This window comes from Mycobacterium paragordonae, assembly GCF_003614435.1.
In the GTDB taxonomy this organism is placed as follows: domain Bacteria; phylum Actinomycetota; class Actinomycetes; order Mycobacteriales; family Mycobacteriaceae; genus Mycobacterium; species Mycobacterium paragordonae.
This window is the reverse complement of sequence record NZ_CP025546.1, coordinates 5,437,182-5,451,680: the sequence shown is the minus strand read 5'-3', so window position 1 is coordinate 5,451,680 and position 14,499 is coordinate 5,437,182. Positions and strand designations below refer to the sequence as shown.

The window sequence follows — 14,499 nt, the reverse complement described above, 5'->3', positions numbered from 1 at the left end:
CCATGTGTCGACTTTTCGGCTTGCATGCCGGCACCGAAGTCGTGACCGCGACGTTCTGGTTGCTGGAAGCACCGGACAGCCTTGCCCAACAGAGCCTGAAGAACCCCGACGGCACGGGGCTGGGAGTGTTCGACGAACACGGCCGCCCGCAGCTGTACAAAGAGCCGATAGCCGCCTGGCGGGACGCGGCTTTCGCCACCGAGGCGCATCGACTCGACGGCACCACGTTCATCGCCCACGTCCGTTATGCGACAACGGGATCGCTCGATGCGCGCAACACCCACCCCTTTCTGCAGGACGGCCGGATCTTCGCGCACAACGGGATGATCGAGGGTCTCGACGTCGTCGAGGACCGGCTTCGGGAACTCGGCACCTTTGAGCTGGTGCAGGGCCAGACCGATTCCGAGCGGGTATTCGCCCTGATCACCGCCGCCATTCGCGCCCACGACGGTGACGTCTCGGCCGGGATCGTCGATGCCGTCAGCTGGCTCGCCGCTAATGTGCCCGTCTACGCCGTCAACATCCTGCTGTGCATGGGCACTCGGATGTGGGCCCTGCGCTACCCGGATACCCATCAGCTGTTCATGCTCGACAGACGGGTGGACGGGGTACCCGATTTCGATATGAGCACCAGCCGGATTCATGCGCAGAGCGAGACGCTCACCGAGAGGTCCTCGGTGGTGTTCGCGACCGAACCGATGGACGACGACCCCCGGTGGTATCTGCTCGAGCCGGGCGAGCTGGTCTATGTCGATGCGGGGCTGAACATCAGCCGCAGTCTGGTGCTCTCCGAGCCGCCCCGGCACCTGGTGCGCCGGGATGATCTGAGTCAGCCGGTCTTTCGTGCTCAGCATGCGCTTCCCGGAACCCGGCACCGGCCATGACGTCCCGACGGGCGCTGGTTCTGGCCGGTGGTGGAGTGGCGGGAATCGCCTGGGAGACAGGCATTCTGCGCGGCATAGCCGACGAGTCGCCGTTGGCCGCCCAACGGTTGGTGGAATCCGATGTCCTGGTCGGGACGTCCGCGGGTTCGACGGTCGCGGCGCAGATCAGCAGTGGCTGTTCGCTGGACGCGCTGTTCGACCGGCAGGTCGCCGAGACTTCTGCCGAGATGAACCCCGGCGTCGACATCGATGCGATCACCGAACTGTTTCTGGACGCGCTACGCGAACCGCGGGCTCCCGGCGGGGACAGAACACGCGGGCGACTACAACGGATCGGTGCCGTGGCGCTGGGTACCGACACCGTCCCGGAATCCGTCCGGCGCGAGGTGATCGCTCAACGCCTGCCCTCGCACGAGTGGCCGGACCGTGCCGTGCGGATCGTCGCAATCGACACGGCGACAGGCGAATTGGTAGTTTTCGATCGGTCCTCGGGGGTCGCGCTGGTTGACGCGGTGGCGGCCAGTTGCGCCGTGCCCGGGGCGTGGCCGCCGGTGACGATCGCGGGCCGGCGGTACATGGACGGCGGCGTCAACAGCGCGGTGAATGTCGATGTTGCCGACGACTGTGACGTCGCCGTGGTGCTGGTGCCCGCGGGCGCCGATACGCCGTCGCCCTTCGGTCCCGGGCCCGCTGGTGAGATCGCGGCGTTCGCCGGGGAGACCTGCAGCATCTTCGCCGACGAGGAATCACTCGCGGCGTTCGGCGCGAATCCGCTGGATCCGCGCTGCCGGATCGGCTCCGCCCGGGCCGGGCGTGCGCAGGGTCGCCGGGAAGCCGGCGCCGTGGCGCGCTTCCTCGGCGTCTGATCAGGCCGCGGCGTCCAATTCCGGGGTTGCGGCGCCGGAAGTTGAAGGATTGTTGAATCGGTATGTAATCAACGCTTTTCGGGCTTTTCGTCGGTTGTTGGGCCAATCGTCTGCGTGTTATACCTAGCTGATCGCAGCGTCATAACTCCGTAGTTCCAGACCGCTGTGTAATTGCTTTCTCCACGCCCTCGGAAAGGAAACTTCGATGACTTATGGCGTAACCGCACGAAATGGTTCGGCGCAGCAGCACAATGCAGTTCCGGCAGTTCCGCTGGGGCACTACCGTGGGCGTCCCGCGCCGATTCCGCAGCAGCCGGTGCGGCCGGCCACCCCGCCGCGGGTGGGCGCGCCATCGCCGTCGGTGCGGCCGGGAGCGCCGACGGAGCTGACCAAGGTCTCGATCTACCTCGACGAAACGACCGACACTTTTCTCGAAACCATCCGTACCGCAGCACGTTTCGCCAAGCCGCGGGTGGACGCCACGCGGAGCGCCGTGGTGCGGTTGGCGCTCAACAGGCTGGCCCAGCAACTCCATCCGTCCGACCTGGTCGCCGAGTTGCAGCGCAAAGCGGCCACCCACACGGGGCCGGGACGCAAACGCGCCTAGCCGATTCATTGCGGCGTTCGACGCCATTTTGCTGACGGGAATCGAATTCGCCCGACCGGCCGGAATTTGAACGGCGTATCAACCCTCGATTGCGGGTGCCTGCGTGTCGTCGCTGTCGGCATTCTCGAAAGCATCCAAAGCGCGAGTGGCCAGCGTGCGGCCGACGGCGATCACCTCGACCGCGCGGTGGAATTCCAGACTGCGGCAGGTGGTGCGCGGCACCTCGATGAGCAGGTCCGGCGGATAGGCCGCCAGCGTGTGACGGGCCAGCGCCGACTGGGCGATGTCGATGGTCCGATTCATCACCTCGAAGCTGCCGAGCCTGGGCACTTCCGGTGTGTCGTCGTCCGGACCCTCGGACGAGTCCGACCAGTCGTCGGACTCCGGCGGCGTCGCCCCGAACCGGCTCAGGACCGCCCGCGCCGTCGGCCGATCGAGCAGCGACTTGGCGGCGTTGGTGTCGAGAAGAGCGGTGGTGCTGCGGACCATGCGGTTCAGCCATTCGGCGGTCATCCCCGGTTCGGCGTCACGGGTGGCGCCCGGTTCGCTGCCGTTGAGGCTGACCGCGATGGTCAGGTCGGCGTTGACGGCCGCGATCGGCGCCATCGGCAATGGATCGAGAATGCCTCCGTCGGCAAGCAGTCGTCCGCCCAGTTCATGCGGGGCGATCACACCGGGAATCGCGATGGAAGCGCGGATGGCCTCGTCCACGGGGCCGCGCTGGAACCACACCGACTTGCCGGTCAGCAGGTCGGTGGCCACGGCGGTGTACGGAACCGCCAGTTGTTCGATGCTGACCGGGCCCAGGATGTCGCGCACCGCATCCAGGATCTTCTCCGCCCGAAGTACTCCCGCCGCGGTGAGTGAGGGGTCCAGCAGACGCAGAATCGTGCGCTGGGTGAGCGACGTGGCCCATTCGGCAAGTTCGTTGAGGCGTCCGGCGGCCTGCACGCCGCCCACCAGTGCGCCCATCGACGATCCGGCGATGCCGACGATGTCATAGCCCCGCTCCTGCAGCACCTGGATCACGCCAATGTGGGCGTAACCGCGGGCGCCGCCGCTGCCCAGGGCCAACGCGACGCGATGTCCAGATGTCGCGTGCGGGAGAAGCGGTATCGGTCCGGACATCCCCACATTGTGCTTGGCGGGCGGTCGCCCGCCGGCACCGGCTGACAATTTCGCGCAGGCCTGATTTCAATTCGAAACGGCGCCGCGAGCGGTCAGCCGCATTCGCCCCTACCGGCCGCTTGGGCCGCCACGATCACCGCGGCCTGACGCTCGGGGCCCAGCTCCGCCCAGCGCTTGTTCCAGCTGCCCGCAACGCCCGGCGCCGACGCCTGAACCATTGCCAGATACGGCTCGATCTGCGCTTCACCGGCGCCGCCGTGGGCATCCATCCATACCTTCGCGGCATGGCAGGCCTGGAAATACTCTTCCTCGGTCGACTCCGCGGGAGCGTCCACCCGGGTAGTCACGCCGCCGGGGGAGATGCCGATGGCGGCCGGTGGCAGCGAACCGGTCATGGTCGACGATCGGGTCGACGATCGGGCCGGCGAGGACGTGTTCTTGCCGCCGTCGCCGCCGTGCGAGCAGCCGGCGAGCGCCGGTAGCCACGCCAGGGCGGCGAGCAGCACTGCCCCTCGTCGGTGTCCGCGCATGGTTCTCAATCTATGCAAGACTGTCGGCGTGATGGAACGGTTCGGATTTTGCGAGTGTTGTCGGCCCTGACGCGCCGCCGCTTGCCCAGTCCGTTTCACACTCCGGAGTTCTTCCATGACTACCGCTCTTGCTCGTCCATACCCCGGCCTCAGCAATCCCAATTCGGGGCCCACCCGGCTTCGGGTGCCCGATCTGTTGCACGCCACCGACCAGGCCGCCGATGACGTCCTCAGCGGGCGGTGCGACCACCTGCTGCCCGACGGCGGTGTGCCCGAGACCGAACGCTGGTTCACCCGCATCCACGGTGACGACGAACTCGACATCTGGCTGATCAGCTGGGTTCCTGGGCATGCCACCGAACTGCACGATCACGGCGGCTCGCTCGGGGCGTTGACCGTGCTGTCCGGCTCCCTGAACGAATACCGTTGGGACGGAAACCGATTGCGCCGGCGTCGGCTGGACGCCGGCGATCAGGCGGGCTTTCCGCTGGGTTGGGTGCACGACGTGGTGTGGGCGCCGCGGCCGGCAGCGATAACGACACCGGCGCCGGTGCAGCCGACGCTCAGCGTGCACGCCTACTCGCCGCCGCTGACCGCCATGTCCTACTACGACGTCACCGAGCGCAACACGCTGCGCCGCCAGCGCACCGAACTGACCGATCAACCCGAGGGGCCGTGATGAGCAGGATCGACCGGATACTTCAGGATGCCCGCAAGCGCTATCACCGGCTGCCTGCCGAGCAGGTGCCCGAGGCGGTGCGCCGGGGCGCGGTGCTGGTCGACATCAGGCCGGCAGCTCAGCGCGCCTGCGAAGGTGAGGTGCCCGGCGCGTTGGTGATCGAGCGCAACGTGCTGGAATGGCGCTGCGACCCGACCAGTGACGCCCGGCTGCCGCTGGCCACCGATGACGACGTCGAGTGGGTCATCCTCTGTTCGGAGGGCTACACCTCGAGCCTGGCCGCTGCGGCGCTGCTGGATCTGGGGTTGCACCGCGCGACGGACGTCGTGGGCGGCTATCACGCGCTGGTCGCCGCGGGCGTGCTGGATACAGCTCAGCCGGGGTCAAGTCAGCTGGGTTCAGGTCAGCCCCGCCAGTCCGTCCTGACCTAGCAGCCCGCCGGCGCCGCCGGGGCCGCTGTTGCCCCTAGCCGGAGGTACCTGCCGTCGAATCGGCATGCAGCAGGGGCCGTAACTTCGCCGTCTTGTCGGGTGTCCACCCTGGCGGCGACAGCACCGCGGCCCAGCCGTCGGCGCAGTTCGCGACGTAGCGGTGGCCGTGCCCGTCGGGGACATCGACGGCGACCGCCATGTCGGCCGACACCTGCAGGAACGTCACCAGCGGAAACCAGCGCATCTCGGGCACCACGTCATAGCCCCGCTTCTCGCGGAGCCAGTCCGGTTTGCTGAACAACAGATCGGGCGTCCACCAGGCGATCGGATCGGATGCGTGCTGCAGATAGACCACCCGCGGGTGATCCCAGGCCGCCTTGGGACGGTCCAGGTTCTCCGGGCGGGCAACGAATCGCACGTTGCGGCCGTCGTCGTAGATCGGCAGCCACTCCGGTGAGCCGTTGTCGCGGTTCGCGGTCAACTGGGTCCAGATGGTGTTGTTGAACGTCGGCCCGCTGAACAGGGCGCCGTCGGTACGCGCCAGCACGTTGTTGATGCTCATGAACGGCGCCTCGCCGCCGAACGAGCCCAGGCTTTCGCCGAAGACAACGAGCTTGGGCCGCTTGAACTCCGGCATCTGCCGGATTAGCTTGTCGACGGCTTCGAACAGCGCCTGTCCCGCGTGCCGGGCGTTCTCCTTGTCCACCAGGAACGACAGCCAGCTGGGCAGGAAGGAGTACTGCATGCTCACGATCGCGGTGTTGCCGTTGTACATGTACTCCAGTGCCGAGGCTTCCGCCTCGTTGATCCAGCCGGTTCCGGTGGTGGTCGCCACCGCCACAACCGCCCGCTGTAATCCCCCGGTGCGCAACAACTCCCGGGCCGCCAGGTCGGCGGTCGCGTCGATGTCGTCGGCCGATTTCAGCCCCGCATAGGCCCGGATCGGTTCAACGGCCGGGGTGCCGTTGAACGCGCTCAGCTTGCTGGCAGCAGGTCCGCCCTCGACGAAGATGCGGCCCTGATGCCCCAGCGACTCCCACGACACCAGTGACTCCGGCCCGCCCGAGCGCAGTTTGGACTTGGGTGGACTGAAGCCAGGGTCCATTTCGTTGTTGACCGCGGCGAAACTGCCGTTCATGGAACGCATTGCGAATTTGAGGACGACACCGTTGAGCAGGGTGATCGTGAGCACGATCAGCCCGATCACCACTATGGTCGCCGACACCCGGAAGGGGGCGACCCGATCTACCTGTCTCACAAGGACAATGACCAGCCGACGGATGAGCTGGCCGATTTCGACCAGCGAGAACAGCACGATCACGCCGAGCACCGCGGTAAGCGGATAGTCGTACCATTTCAGGTGCTCGACGCCCATCATGTCGCGCACGTGGTCCTGCCAGATGTGGAACCGGATGGCCATAACGACGACCCCGATGGCGCCGACCAGGATCAGGGGCGGCCAAACCCACGGCGGCGCTGGAGGACTGGTGTTCTGTGACCGCATGTAGCGGACCAGCCACACGGTGAATACGCCCAGGCCGTATCCGATGGCGCCGGAGCAGCCACTGACCACTCCCTGGAACAGCGGACCACGCGGCAGTAAGGACGGCGTGAGTGACAACCACACGAAGATCAGGCCGAACAGGGTCCCGGTGTAGGTGTAGTGACGGACCCACCAGCGGCCGCGATACCGGTGCCACCAAGGGGCCGGCGCCTCGGCTTGTTCTGACGCCGTGTCCTGCTCGGTGGTTGCGGCGGGCGGGGATTCACTCATCGGTGGGTGAAGTCGGGCGGGCGCTTTTCAATGAAGGCCGTCATGCCTTCGGACTGGTCATCGGTGGCGAAAGTCGAGTGGAAAAGCCGCCGCTCGTAGAGAAGTCCTTCAGCCAGAGTCGATTCGAAGGCCCGGTTGACGGCCTCCTTGGCCATCTGAGCGGACGGCAGCGACATCTGCGAGATTGTCGTCGCGACGGCCTTGGCTTCGGTGAGCAGGTCGTCGGCGGGCACCAGTCGCGAAACCAGGCCGCTGCGGTCGGCTTCCGCGGCGTCGATGGTGCGGCCGGTCAGGATGAGGTCCATCGCCTTGGCTTTGCCGATGGCCCGGGTCAGCCGTTGCGAGCCGCCCATGCCGGGAATGACACCGAGCTTGATCTCGGGCTGGCCGAATTTCGCTGTGTCCGCGGCGATCAGGAGGTCGCACATCATCGCCAGCTCGCACCCACCGCCGAGGGCATACCCGGCGACCGCCGCGATCGTCGGGGTCCGCACGGCGGCCAGTTTGCCCCAGGGAGCGAAGAAGTCGGCGCCGAAGGCGTCGGCGAACGTCAACCCGGCCATCTCCTTAATATCGGCCCCGGCGGCGAACGCCTTCTCAGAGCCGGTGATAATGATCGCACCGATGGCTGGGTCGCTGTCCAATTCCGTTGCTGCGCTGGTGACTTCGTGCATCACCTGGCTGTTGAGGGCGTTGAGCGCCTTCGGCCGGTTCAGTGTGATGATGCCGACCCGCTCTTCGCGCTCGACGAGGATGGTTTCGTAAGCCATAGGGTTACCTCTCTAGAACTGTAAGTCGTCGTCGACGGGCGCGAAATATGCGGCGACGTCGGCCACGGTGACCTCGGCCAGCGATGCTGGCGACCACTTCGGGTTGCGGTCCTTATCGACCAGTTGCGCGCGAATGCCTTCCACGAAGTCGTGCGAGCGAGACGACGCGGAGGACACCCGATAGTCCTGCACCAGAACATCTTCCAGTGTTTCGAGGTCAGCGGCGCGACGCGCCGCCTCGAATGTCACGGACAAGGCGATGGGGGAGCGAGTGCTGATGAGGTCGGCGGCCTCGTTGGCCGGCCCGGCGCGATGGCCTCTCAATGCGGCCACGATATCGATCACACTGTCGGCCGAATAGCACTCGTCGATCCACTCCCGTTGTGCCGCAAGCTCACTGGGTGGCGGCTCGGTTGCGTGTCGGGCGAGCGCACCTTCGACGCCGTTCGTCGCTACCGCCGTGGTGAAAGCGTCGAGTTCGGTGTGCGGCACGTAATGGTCGGCGAAACCCAGCGCGATGGCGTCAGCGCCGTTGAACGGTGCCCCGGTGAGGGCCGCATGAAGGCCCAACTTGCCTGGGGCGCGCGAGAGCAGGTACATCCCACCGACGTCGGGGATGAAGCCGATGCCCACCTCCGGCATCGCAACCTTCGAGGCGTCGGTGACCACCCTGGTGTTCGCGTGCGCGCTGACGCCGACGCCACCGCCCATCACGATGCCGTCCATCACCGCCACGTACGGTTTGGCGAAGCGGCCGATCAGACCGTTCATCAGGTACTCGTCGCGCCAGAACCGGCGTGCGTCGACCCCGTCCTTGCGCGCGCTGTGGTAGAGCGCGACCACGTCACCGCCCGCGCACAGTCCGCGCTCCCCGGCGCCGGTGAGCACCACCGCCCGCACCGCGTCGTCGCGTGCCCATCGGATCAGCACGGTGCTCAGGAGGTCGACCATCGTCTGGTTTAGCGAATTGATGGCCTTGGGCCGGTTCAGGGTGATGTAGCCGACGCCGTCGACGACGCGGGTCAGGATTTCGTCGGATTCCCCTGTTACGGCCCCCTCGTCAACCCCTGTCATGCGCTCGTCTCCCCTCCCCGCAATCCGGTCGGACCTGCTGACCTCAACTGGCCGTTCCAATGTGGCCATGAGTTTGACGTGCAATCTAGATCGTGACTCGCCCGGCATTGACCGCGGGTCTAAGGTTTAGGTTGACCCGGTCGAGCTATACGGGTCCAGGACTGACGACAAAACAGCAGCTCCGCCGGGAACTCGGGCGGACGACCACTCGTTGAGCGATTGTTCGCACGCTCGAAGCCACAGCCATTTTGAGAGAGGATCCGACGGTGCGGGAGACAAGTAACCCGGTATTTCGTTCGCTGCCGAAGCAGGCGGGCGGATACGCGCAATTCGGCCCCGGCGTGCAGCCGGGCTATCCGGCCGACCCCTACGCTCCCTACCAGCAGGGCCGTGAGGCTCGCGTCTCGCGCCCGCTAACCATCGATGACGTCGTCACCAAGACCGGCCTGACGCTGGCGATGCTGTCGACCACCGCCATCGTTTCCTACTTCCTGGTCGCGACCAACCTCAAGCTGGCGATGCCGCTGACCATGGTCGGTGCGTTCGGTGGTTTGGCGCTGGTGTTGATCGCGACGTTCGGTCGCAAGCAGGACAACCCGGCGATCGTGCTCAGCTACGCCGCGCTCGAGGGCTTGTTCCTCGGCGCCATCTCGTTCCTGCTCGCGAACTTTTCAGTGGGTTCGGCCAACGCTGGCATGCTGATCGGCGAGGCGGTACTGGGCACGCTCGGGGTGTTCTTCGGGATGCTGGTCGTCTACAAGACCGGCGCGATCCGGGTCACGCCCAAGTTCACCCGCATGCTCGTCGCGGCGATGTTCGGTGTGCTGGTGCTGATGCTCGGCAACTTCGTGCTGGCGATGTTCCACGTCGGTGGTGGCGAGGGTCTGGGTCTGCGCAGCGCCGGCCCCATCGGGATCATCTTCTCGCTGGTGTGCATCGGTATCGCGGCCTTCAGCTTCCTCATCGACTTCGACGCGGCCGACCAGATGATCCGCGCGGGCGCGCCGGAGAAGGCCGCCTGGGGCATCGCGTTGGGCCTGACCGTGACCCTGGTCTGGCTTTACCTGGAGATCCTGCGTCTGCTGAGTTATCTGCAGAACGACTAGCCCCTCGACGGGCAAAGCCGGCACACCGTTCTCGGTGTGCCGGCTTTTCCTTTGCATGGGTGTCGCGCCCGCGCGGCGCTCCTGCACTTAGAGCGCCCCACTCTGGCGTTGACTCTGCGTTGAGGGCGGGGCCTACTCGAACTTCGTCGCCCTAGGTGCAGAGTCAACCTCTTCCCAACGCCTCCCAGGCGCGCTCAACCCGGCGAATGACATCGCTGGGCCGGTGTCGGCCGACCACCCGGATGACGGTCCAGCCCATGCGGTTGAGGTACTCCTGACGGTCGACGTCAGAGGCGTACTGAGCAGGGTTGGTCCAATGCTGGTCGCCGTCGTATTCGACAGCCAACATGATGTCCTCCCAGCCCATGTCGAGGAAGTAGCGGGGAAAGCCGTCCGGGCCCAACACCGGTATCTGGGTCCCAGGCTTCGGAAAACCCGCTTTGATCAATAGCAGACGCAGCCACGTCTCCTTCGGCGACTGAGCACCCGCGTCGACCAGTTCCAGTGCGGCATCCAACTTCCGCAGACCCCGCACGTGCCGATGGTTCGCAGCCAGCTCAGTGACGTCGCGCACCTTGAAGTCTGTCGCGGCCGCGAGGGCGTCGAGATCCGCAACGGCGCGGCCAGGCGTCCCACGCCGGCCAATATCGAATGCCGTGCGCTCCGGCGTCGTCACCGAAAGGCCGTTCAGGACTTGGATTTCGCCGTGCAACAGCAGATCAGCCCGAGTGATGACGCGCTGCGGCGCCCTCGCGTTGCGCCAGATCAATTCGACCGGCGCCTGCTGATCGACCCACTTCGAGCCGTGCAATGCCGAGGCCGCGGCACCGGCAATCACCGCTTGCTGGCCCGACCATAACCACGCCGCCGTTGTCCGTTGTTGCAGCGACGGCTCAATCCGCTTGTCCAGGTAGACGTTCGGCATGATCGCGCGGTAGTAGGTGCGCAATTCGTGCCGGCTCAGGACGCCGGCTGCCAGCGCCTCGCTGCCGATGAAGGGTTGCCGCGCGCTGCTCATGCCGACATGGTGGCGGCGGGCACTGACAACGCTGTTGGTTCTGCGGTGAGGGCGACAAAGTGCGAGTGGCTGCCGCCCTGTGCGCAGAGTCAACGCCGAAGCCGACGACATGGCCGCCCTCAGCGCAGAGTCAACGCTAAACCGCTAGGAGAGCCGCTCGATCACCATCGCCATGCCCTGGCCGCCGCCGACGCACATCGTCTCCAACCCGAACGTCTTGTCGTGCGTGGTCAGGTTGTTCAGCAGCGTGGCGGTGATCCGGGCGCCGGTCATGCCGAACGGGTGACCCAGAGCGATCGCGCCGCCCGACACGTTCAGCTTGTCTTCGTCGATACCCAACTCGCGTGCCGACCCCAGCACCTGCACCGCGAAGGCCTCGTTGATCTCGAACAGGTCGATGTCGCCCACCGACATCCCGGCTCGCTGCAAAGCCTGCTTGGACGCCTCGATCGGACCCAGGCCCATGATCTCCGGCGACAGCCCGCTGACGCCGGTGGACACGATGCGCGCCAGCGGCTTCAATCCCAGCTCTTTGGCCTTGACGTCGCTGGTGATCACCACCGCCGCGGCGCCGTCGTTCAACGGGCAGGCGTTGCCTGCGGTCACCGTGCCGTTGGGGCGGAACACGGGCTTGAGCTGGCTGATCTTCTCGTACGAGGTGCCCGCCCGCGGCCCGTCATCGGTGCTGACCGTCGAACCGTCGGGAAGGGTGACCGGGGAGATCTCGCGCTCGAAGAACCCGCTGTTGATGGCTTCCTCGGCACGGTTCTGGCTGCGCACGCCCCAGTGGTCCTGGTCCTCCCGGGAAATGCCGGTCAGCAGGGCGACGTTCTCAGCGGTCTGTCCCATCGCGATATAGATGTCGGGGACGTTCCCGTCCGCGCGGGGGTCGTGCCATTCGTCGGCTCCCGCGGATGCGGCCGTGGTGCGCTCCTGAGCGGCGTCGTACAGCGAGTTCTTCGTGTCCGGCCAGCCGTCGGCGTTGCCCTTGCCGAACCGGGACACTGTCTCGACACCGGCCGAGACGAAGACGTCGCCCTCGCCCGCCTTGATCGCATGGAACGCCATCCGGGTGGTCTGCAGCGACGACGAGCAGTACCGGTTGACCGTGGTGCCGGGCAGGAAGTCGTAGCCGAGCGCCACCGCCACCACGCGCGCGATGTTGAAGCCGGACTCACCGCCGGGCTGGCCGCAGCCCATGATCAGGTCGTCGATCTGGTGCGGGTTGAGCGCGGGCACCTTGTCGAGCGCGGCGCGCACCATCTGCGCGGCCAGGTCGTCGGGCCGGATGCTGATCAGCGACCCTTTCATGGCGCGGCCGATCGGCGAGCGGGCAGTTGAAACGATGACGGCTTCCGGCATGACGGCTCCTCGATTTGGGTTGCGAAGCCGAGCCTAACGCGCCTTACCCAGAGGCAATCGCGGCGGTCGCGCGCGCCGGCGACGGGCGGGGCCACAGCCGGGACACCATGGTCCGCCGGGCCGCGACGACCGGCGTCGCGGCCGGCAGCGCCAGCGCGGGAATCCTCTCGCCCAGGGCTTCACACAGCGCCAGCAGCAACTGTTCGGCCGCTTCGGCATACCCGGCCGCCGACGGGTGGTAGCGGTCGGAGGAGAACATCAGCTCGGGCATCTCACGGAACTTCGGGGCCAGCAGATGCGCCAGCGGCACCGGCACGCCGCCGGCGGCCCGGACCGCAGCGCCCTGTGCGCGGGCGAGTTGCAGACCTCGGGTGCGCGCCAGCGAGCGCAGCGGCTGCGGGATTGCGGTGATGAGCCCGAAGTCCGGGCAGGTGCCGACCACCACGACGGCGCCCCGGTTGCGCAGCTTGCGTACCGACGTCCCCAGCCGCTGCGCCGACGGCCCGACACCGTTGAGTGCGGTGATGTCGTTGGCGCCGATGATGATCACCGCGACGTCCGGGGGCGGCCCGGCCACGAACATCGCGTCGACCTGCCCCAGAACGCCCTTCGATGTGGCGCCGACGATGGCCTTCGTGCTCAGCCTGATTCGTAGTCCGGACTGCTCGGCCAGATTCCGGGCGATGACGACGCCGGGCACCTCCTCGGCGGTGGCGCACCCGTACCCGGTCGCTGTCGAGTCGCCGAAGATCATCAGGTGCAGATCGAACGGAACACCGTGCCGCCACCGCTGCACCGGACCGCCACCGCGGGTGTAAACGCCGTCTGCGCGCGGCGGCGGTTCCCAGGACTTGGGGATCACGGTGCGCACATGCATCGCCTGACCAACCAGCAGGTTGCGTGCGCCCAGATAGGCCGAGCCTGTCGAGGCGAGCGCACCCGCTGTGGCCAAAGCGATCGTCGAACGCCGCGGCACATGCACGCCCACGCGCATCATTTTAGGACGGTTGTGCTCATTTCGGGGGTAGCTGACAAACAAACCGGTTACGGTGTGACACAGATGTGGTATCGAAACCGGTTAGTTGGAAGTTGAGTGGGTAGAGGACTGTCAAGCTAAGTTTGCGAGGTTGGCTGAACTAAGTGCTCAGCTTCTTCGTCACATGCTGTATCGGACTACAACGGCGTAGGAAGTGTTGAGCATGACCGCACCCAGTAAGGTCTCTGGCGCACCTAGAGTCGCCATTCGCCCGCGCGACGCACTGAAGGCTCGTAGACTCGAAGCACGCAGGTTCGCGATCAGCGACGGGGCTCCCGTTGAGGTTGTCGAGTCTGGGCCAAGCGTTGCTGCTCGGTTCGCTACGCTGGCGTCTCGCGTCGCGATCCGGCCGGTTTTAGCGGCTGGCAGCTACGTTCCCCACCTTCCCTGGCCGTGGGGTCTGATCGACCATGCTGCGCGCGTGCTGCTACCTGCAACAAGTACCGTCAGAGCCGAGGTGACCTTGCCGAATGCGTCGGCCCAGCTGGTTCGAGCCACGGGTGTGCTGCCGGCTGACGGGACCCGACGAGTGGTGCTGTACCTGCACGGCGGCGCATTTTTGACCTGCGGAGCAAACTCTCACGGTCGGCTGGTCGAATCACTCTCGAAGTTCGCTGACGCGCCAGTCCTCGTCGTCAACTATCGGTTGATGCCCAAGCACTCGATTGGAATGGCGCTCGACGACTGCCACGACGGATACCGCTGGCTGAGGCTGCTGGGTTACGAGCCGGACCAAATTGTGCTGGGCGGCGACTCCGCCGGCGGGTACCTCGCGCTGTCGCTCGCGCAACGCCTGCTGCGCGAAGGGGAGGAGCCCGCAGCCCTCATCGCGATCTCGCCACTGCTGCAGCTGGCAAAGGAAGCTAAGCAGTCCCATCCCAACATCAAAACGGACGCGATGTTCCCCGCGAGGGCCTTCGATGCGCTCGGCGCTTTGGTTGCTAGCTGTGCCGCGAAGAACACCGTGAACGGTCAACCGGAAGAGATCTACGAGCCGCTGGATCACATCGAACCGGGCCTGCCGCGGACCCTGATCCACGTGTCCGGTTCCGAGGTGCTGTTGCACGACGCGCAGTTGGCGGCGAGCAGGCTGGCGGCCGCCGGAGTGCCGGCGGAGGTACGCGTGTGGCCGGGACAGGTTCACGACTTCCAGGTCGCCGGGCCGCTGTTGCCCGAAGCCGTGCGCTCGCTGCGTCAGATCGGCGAGTACATCCGCGAGGCAACCGGCTGACAG

15 protein-coding genes are annotated in these 14,499 nt (G+C 66.5%); 7 read left to right on the top strand and 8 right to left on the bottom strand.

Going from position 1 to position 14,499, the window contains the following annotated elements:
• Window positions 1-2 precede the first annotated feature (2 nt).
• The 3 genes from C0J29_RS24270 to C0J29_RS24260 all read left to right on the top strand — a co-directional run bounded on the left by C0J29_RS24270 (window position 3) and on the right by C0J29_RS24260 (window position 2,357).
• Complete coding sequence (locus C0J29_RS24270) at window positions 3-884, top strand: class II glutamine amidotransferase (RefSeq protein WP_120793797.1); 882 nt, start codon at window positions 3-5, stop codon at window positions 882-884.
• Window positions 881-1,750: a patatin-like phospholipase family protein gene (locus tag C0J29_RS24265; RefSeq protein ID WP_120793796.1), complete on the top strand. Its 870-nt coding sequence runs from the start codon at window positions 881-883 to the stop codon at window positions 1,748-1,750. Before C0J29_RS24270 ends, C0J29_RS24265 begins: the two co-directional genes overlap by 4 nt.
• A 205-nt stretch (window positions 1,751-1,955) precedes the next feature.
• Window positions 1,956-2,357, top strand: coding sequence for a hypothetical protein (locus tag C0J29_RS24260; protein ID WP_120793795.1), 402 nt, complete (start codon window positions 1,956-1,958; stop codon window positions 2,355-2,357).
• 78 nt (window positions 2,358-2,435) lie between these two features.
• Here the strand turns inward: C0J29_RS24260 and C0J29_RS24255 are convergent, their stop codons facing one another.
• Both C0J29_RS24255 and C0J29_RS24250 read right to left on the bottom strand, forming a co-directional pair.
• On the bottom strand, window positions 2,436-3,485 hold the full coding sequence (locus tag C0J29_RS24255; protein ID WP_120793794.1) for a patatin family protein: 1,050 nt from the start codon (window positions 3,483-3,485) through the stop codon (window positions 2,436-2,438).
• Between the two features lie 92 nt (window positions 3,486-3,577).
• Window positions 3,578-4,015, bottom strand: a complete 438-nt coding sequence (locus C0J29_RS24250; RefSeq protein ID WP_120793793.1) for a lipoprotein LpqV — start codon at window positions 4,013-4,015, stop codon at window positions 3,578-3,580.
• A 115-nt stretch (window positions 4,016-4,130) separates the two neighbouring features.
• Between C0J29_RS24250 and C0J29_RS24245 the strand changes: the two genes are divergently transcribed.
• Complete coding sequence (locus tag C0J29_RS24245) at window positions 4,131-4,694, top strand: cysteine dioxygenase (RefSeq protein WP_082978251.1); 564 nt, start codon at window positions 4,131-4,133, stop codon at window positions 4,692-4,694.
• On the top strand, window positions 4,694-5,125 hold the full coding sequence (locus C0J29_RS24240) for a rhodanese-like domain-containing protein (RefSeq protein WP_120793792.1): 432 nt from the start codon (window positions 4,694-4,696) through the stop codon (window positions 5,123-5,125). Before C0J29_RS24245 ends, C0J29_RS24240 begins: the two co-directional genes overlap by 1 nt.
• A 34-nt stretch (window positions 5,126-5,159) precedes the next feature.
• Here C0J29_RS24240 and C0J29_RS24235 read toward each other — a convergent pair whose 3' ends face one another.
• From C0J29_RS24235 to C0J29_RS24225, 3 genes are read right to left on the bottom strand one after another with little or no spacing between them, the layout of a single operon-like run.
• The gene (locus tag C0J29_RS24235; protein ID WP_065163327.1) at window positions 5,160-6,899 is read right to left on the bottom strand and encodes an alpha/beta hydrolase; all 1,740 of its coding nucleotides are present in this window, start codon (window positions 6,897-6,899) and stop codon (window positions 5,160-5,162) included.
• A complete protein-coding gene (locus tag C0J29_RS24230) occupies window positions 6,896-7,669 on the bottom strand; it encodes an enoyl-CoA hydratase (protein ID WP_120793791.1) in 774 nt (257 codons plus the stop codon). The genes C0J29_RS24235 and C0J29_RS24230 overlap by 4 nt, the downstream gene beginning before the upstream one ends.
• 12 nt (window positions 7,670-7,681) lie before the next feature.
• Window positions 7,682-8,743 carry an enoyl-CoA hydratase/isomerase family protein gene (locus C0J29_RS24225; RefSeq protein WP_120793790.1) on the bottom strand — a complete coding sequence of 354 codons (1,062 nt, stop codon included), beginning with the start codon at window positions 8,741-8,743 and terminating at the stop codon, window positions 7,682-7,684.
• A gap of 266 nt (window positions 8,744-9,009) precedes the next feature.
• Between C0J29_RS24225 and C0J29_RS24220 the strand changes: the two genes are divergently transcribed.
• Window positions 9,010-9,849 carry a Bax inhibitor-1/YccA family protein gene (locus C0J29_RS24220; protein WP_065163324.1) on the top strand — a complete coding sequence of 280 codons (840 nt, stop codon included), beginning with the start codon at window positions 9,010-9,012 and terminating at the stop codon, window positions 9,847-9,849.
• A gap of 163 nt (window positions 9,850-10,012) precedes the next feature.
• On the opposite strand, the gene C0J29_RS24215 is transcribed toward C0J29_RS24220, so the two are convergent.
• The 3 genes from C0J29_RS24215 to C0J29_RS24205 all read right to left on the bottom strand — a co-directional run bounded on the left by C0J29_RS24215 (window position 10,013) and on the right by C0J29_RS24205 (window position 13,205).
• Window positions 10,013-10,867 (bottom strand): endonuclease domain-containing protein, encoded by an 855-nt coding sequence (locus C0J29_RS24215; protein ID WP_065163323.1) that lies wholly within the window; start codon window positions 10,865-10,867, stop codon window positions 10,013-10,015.
• A gap of 144 nt (window positions 10,868-11,011) precedes the next feature.
• Entirely contained in the window at window positions 11,012-12,229 is a 1,218-nt protein-coding gene (locus C0J29_RS24210; RefSeq protein ID WP_120793789.1) for an acetyl-CoA C-acetyltransferase, read from the bottom strand.
• A gap of 43 nt (window positions 12,230-12,272) precedes the next feature.
• The gene (locus tag C0J29_RS24205; RefSeq protein ID WP_120794945.1) at window positions 12,273-13,205 is read right to left on the bottom strand and encodes an SGNH/GDSL hydrolase family protein; all 933 of its coding nucleotides are present in this window, start codon (window positions 13,203-13,205) and stop codon (window positions 12,273-12,275) included.
• A 223-nt stretch (window positions 13,206-13,428) separates the two neighbouring features.
• On the opposite strand from C0J29_RS24205, the gene C0J29_RS24200 reads away from it, so the two are divergent.
• On the top strand, window positions 13,429-14,496 hold the full coding sequence (locus tag C0J29_RS24200) for an alpha/beta hydrolase (protein ID WP_065047824.1): 1,068 nt from the start codon (window positions 13,429-13,431) through the stop codon (window positions 14,494-14,496).
• Window positions 14,497-14,499: the final 3 nt, after the last annotated feature.

Bases quoted from the DNA above. Each gene is read 5' to 3' on its own strand.
- C0J29_RS24200 (WP_065047824.1), top strand. From the start codon at position 13,429: ATGACCGCACCCAGTAAGGTCTCTGGCGCACCTAGAGTCGCCATTCGC.
- C0J29_RS24210 (WP_120793789.1), bottom strand. From the start codon at position 12,229: ATGCCGGAAGCCGTCATCGTTTCAACTGCCCGCTCGCCGATCGGCCGC.
- C0J29_RS24230 (WP_120793791.1), bottom strand. From the start codon at position 7,669: ATGGCTTACGAAACCATCCTCGTCGAGCGCGAAGAGCGGGTCGGCATC.
- C0J29_RS24260 (WP_120793795.1), top strand. From the start codon at position 1,956: ATGACTTATGGCGTAACCGCACGAAATGGTTCGGCGCAGCAGCACAAT.
- C0J29_RS24225 (WP_120793790.1), bottom strand. From the start codon at position 8,743: ATGACAGGGGTTGACGAGGGGGCCGTAACAGGGGAATCCGACGAAATC.
- C0J29_RS24270 (WP_120793797.1), top strand. From the start codon at position 3: ATGTGTCGACTTTTCGGCTTGCATGCCGGCACCGAAGTCGTGACCGCG.
- C0J29_RS24245 (WP_082978251.1), top strand. From the start codon at position 4,131: ATGACTACCGCTCTTGCTCGTCCATACCCCGGCCTCAGCAATCCCAAT.
- C0J29_RS24240 (WP_120793792.1), top strand. From the start codon at position 4,694: ATGAGCAGGATCGACCGGATACTTCAGGATGCCCGCAAGCGCTATCAC.
- C0J29_RS24215 (WP_065163323.1), bottom strand. From the start codon at position 10,867: ATGAGCAGCGCGCGGCAACCCTTCATCGGCAGCGAGGCGCTGGCAGCC.
- C0J29_RS24265 (WP_120793796.1), top strand. From the start codon at position 881: ATGACGTCCCGACGGGCGCTGGTTCTGGCCGGTGGTGGAGTGGCGGGA.
- C0J29_RS24250 (WP_120793793.1), bottom strand. From the start codon at position 4,015: ATGCGCGGACACCGACGAGGGGCAGTGCTGCTCGCCGCCCTGGCGTGG.
- C0J29_RS24235 (WP_065163327.1), bottom strand. From the start codon at position 6,899: ATGAGTGAATCCCCGCCCGCCGCAACCACCGAGCAGGACACGGCGTCA.
- C0J29_RS24255 (WP_120793794.1), bottom strand. From the start codon at position 3,485: ATGTCCGGACCGATACCGCTTCTCCCGCACGCGACATCTGGACATCGC.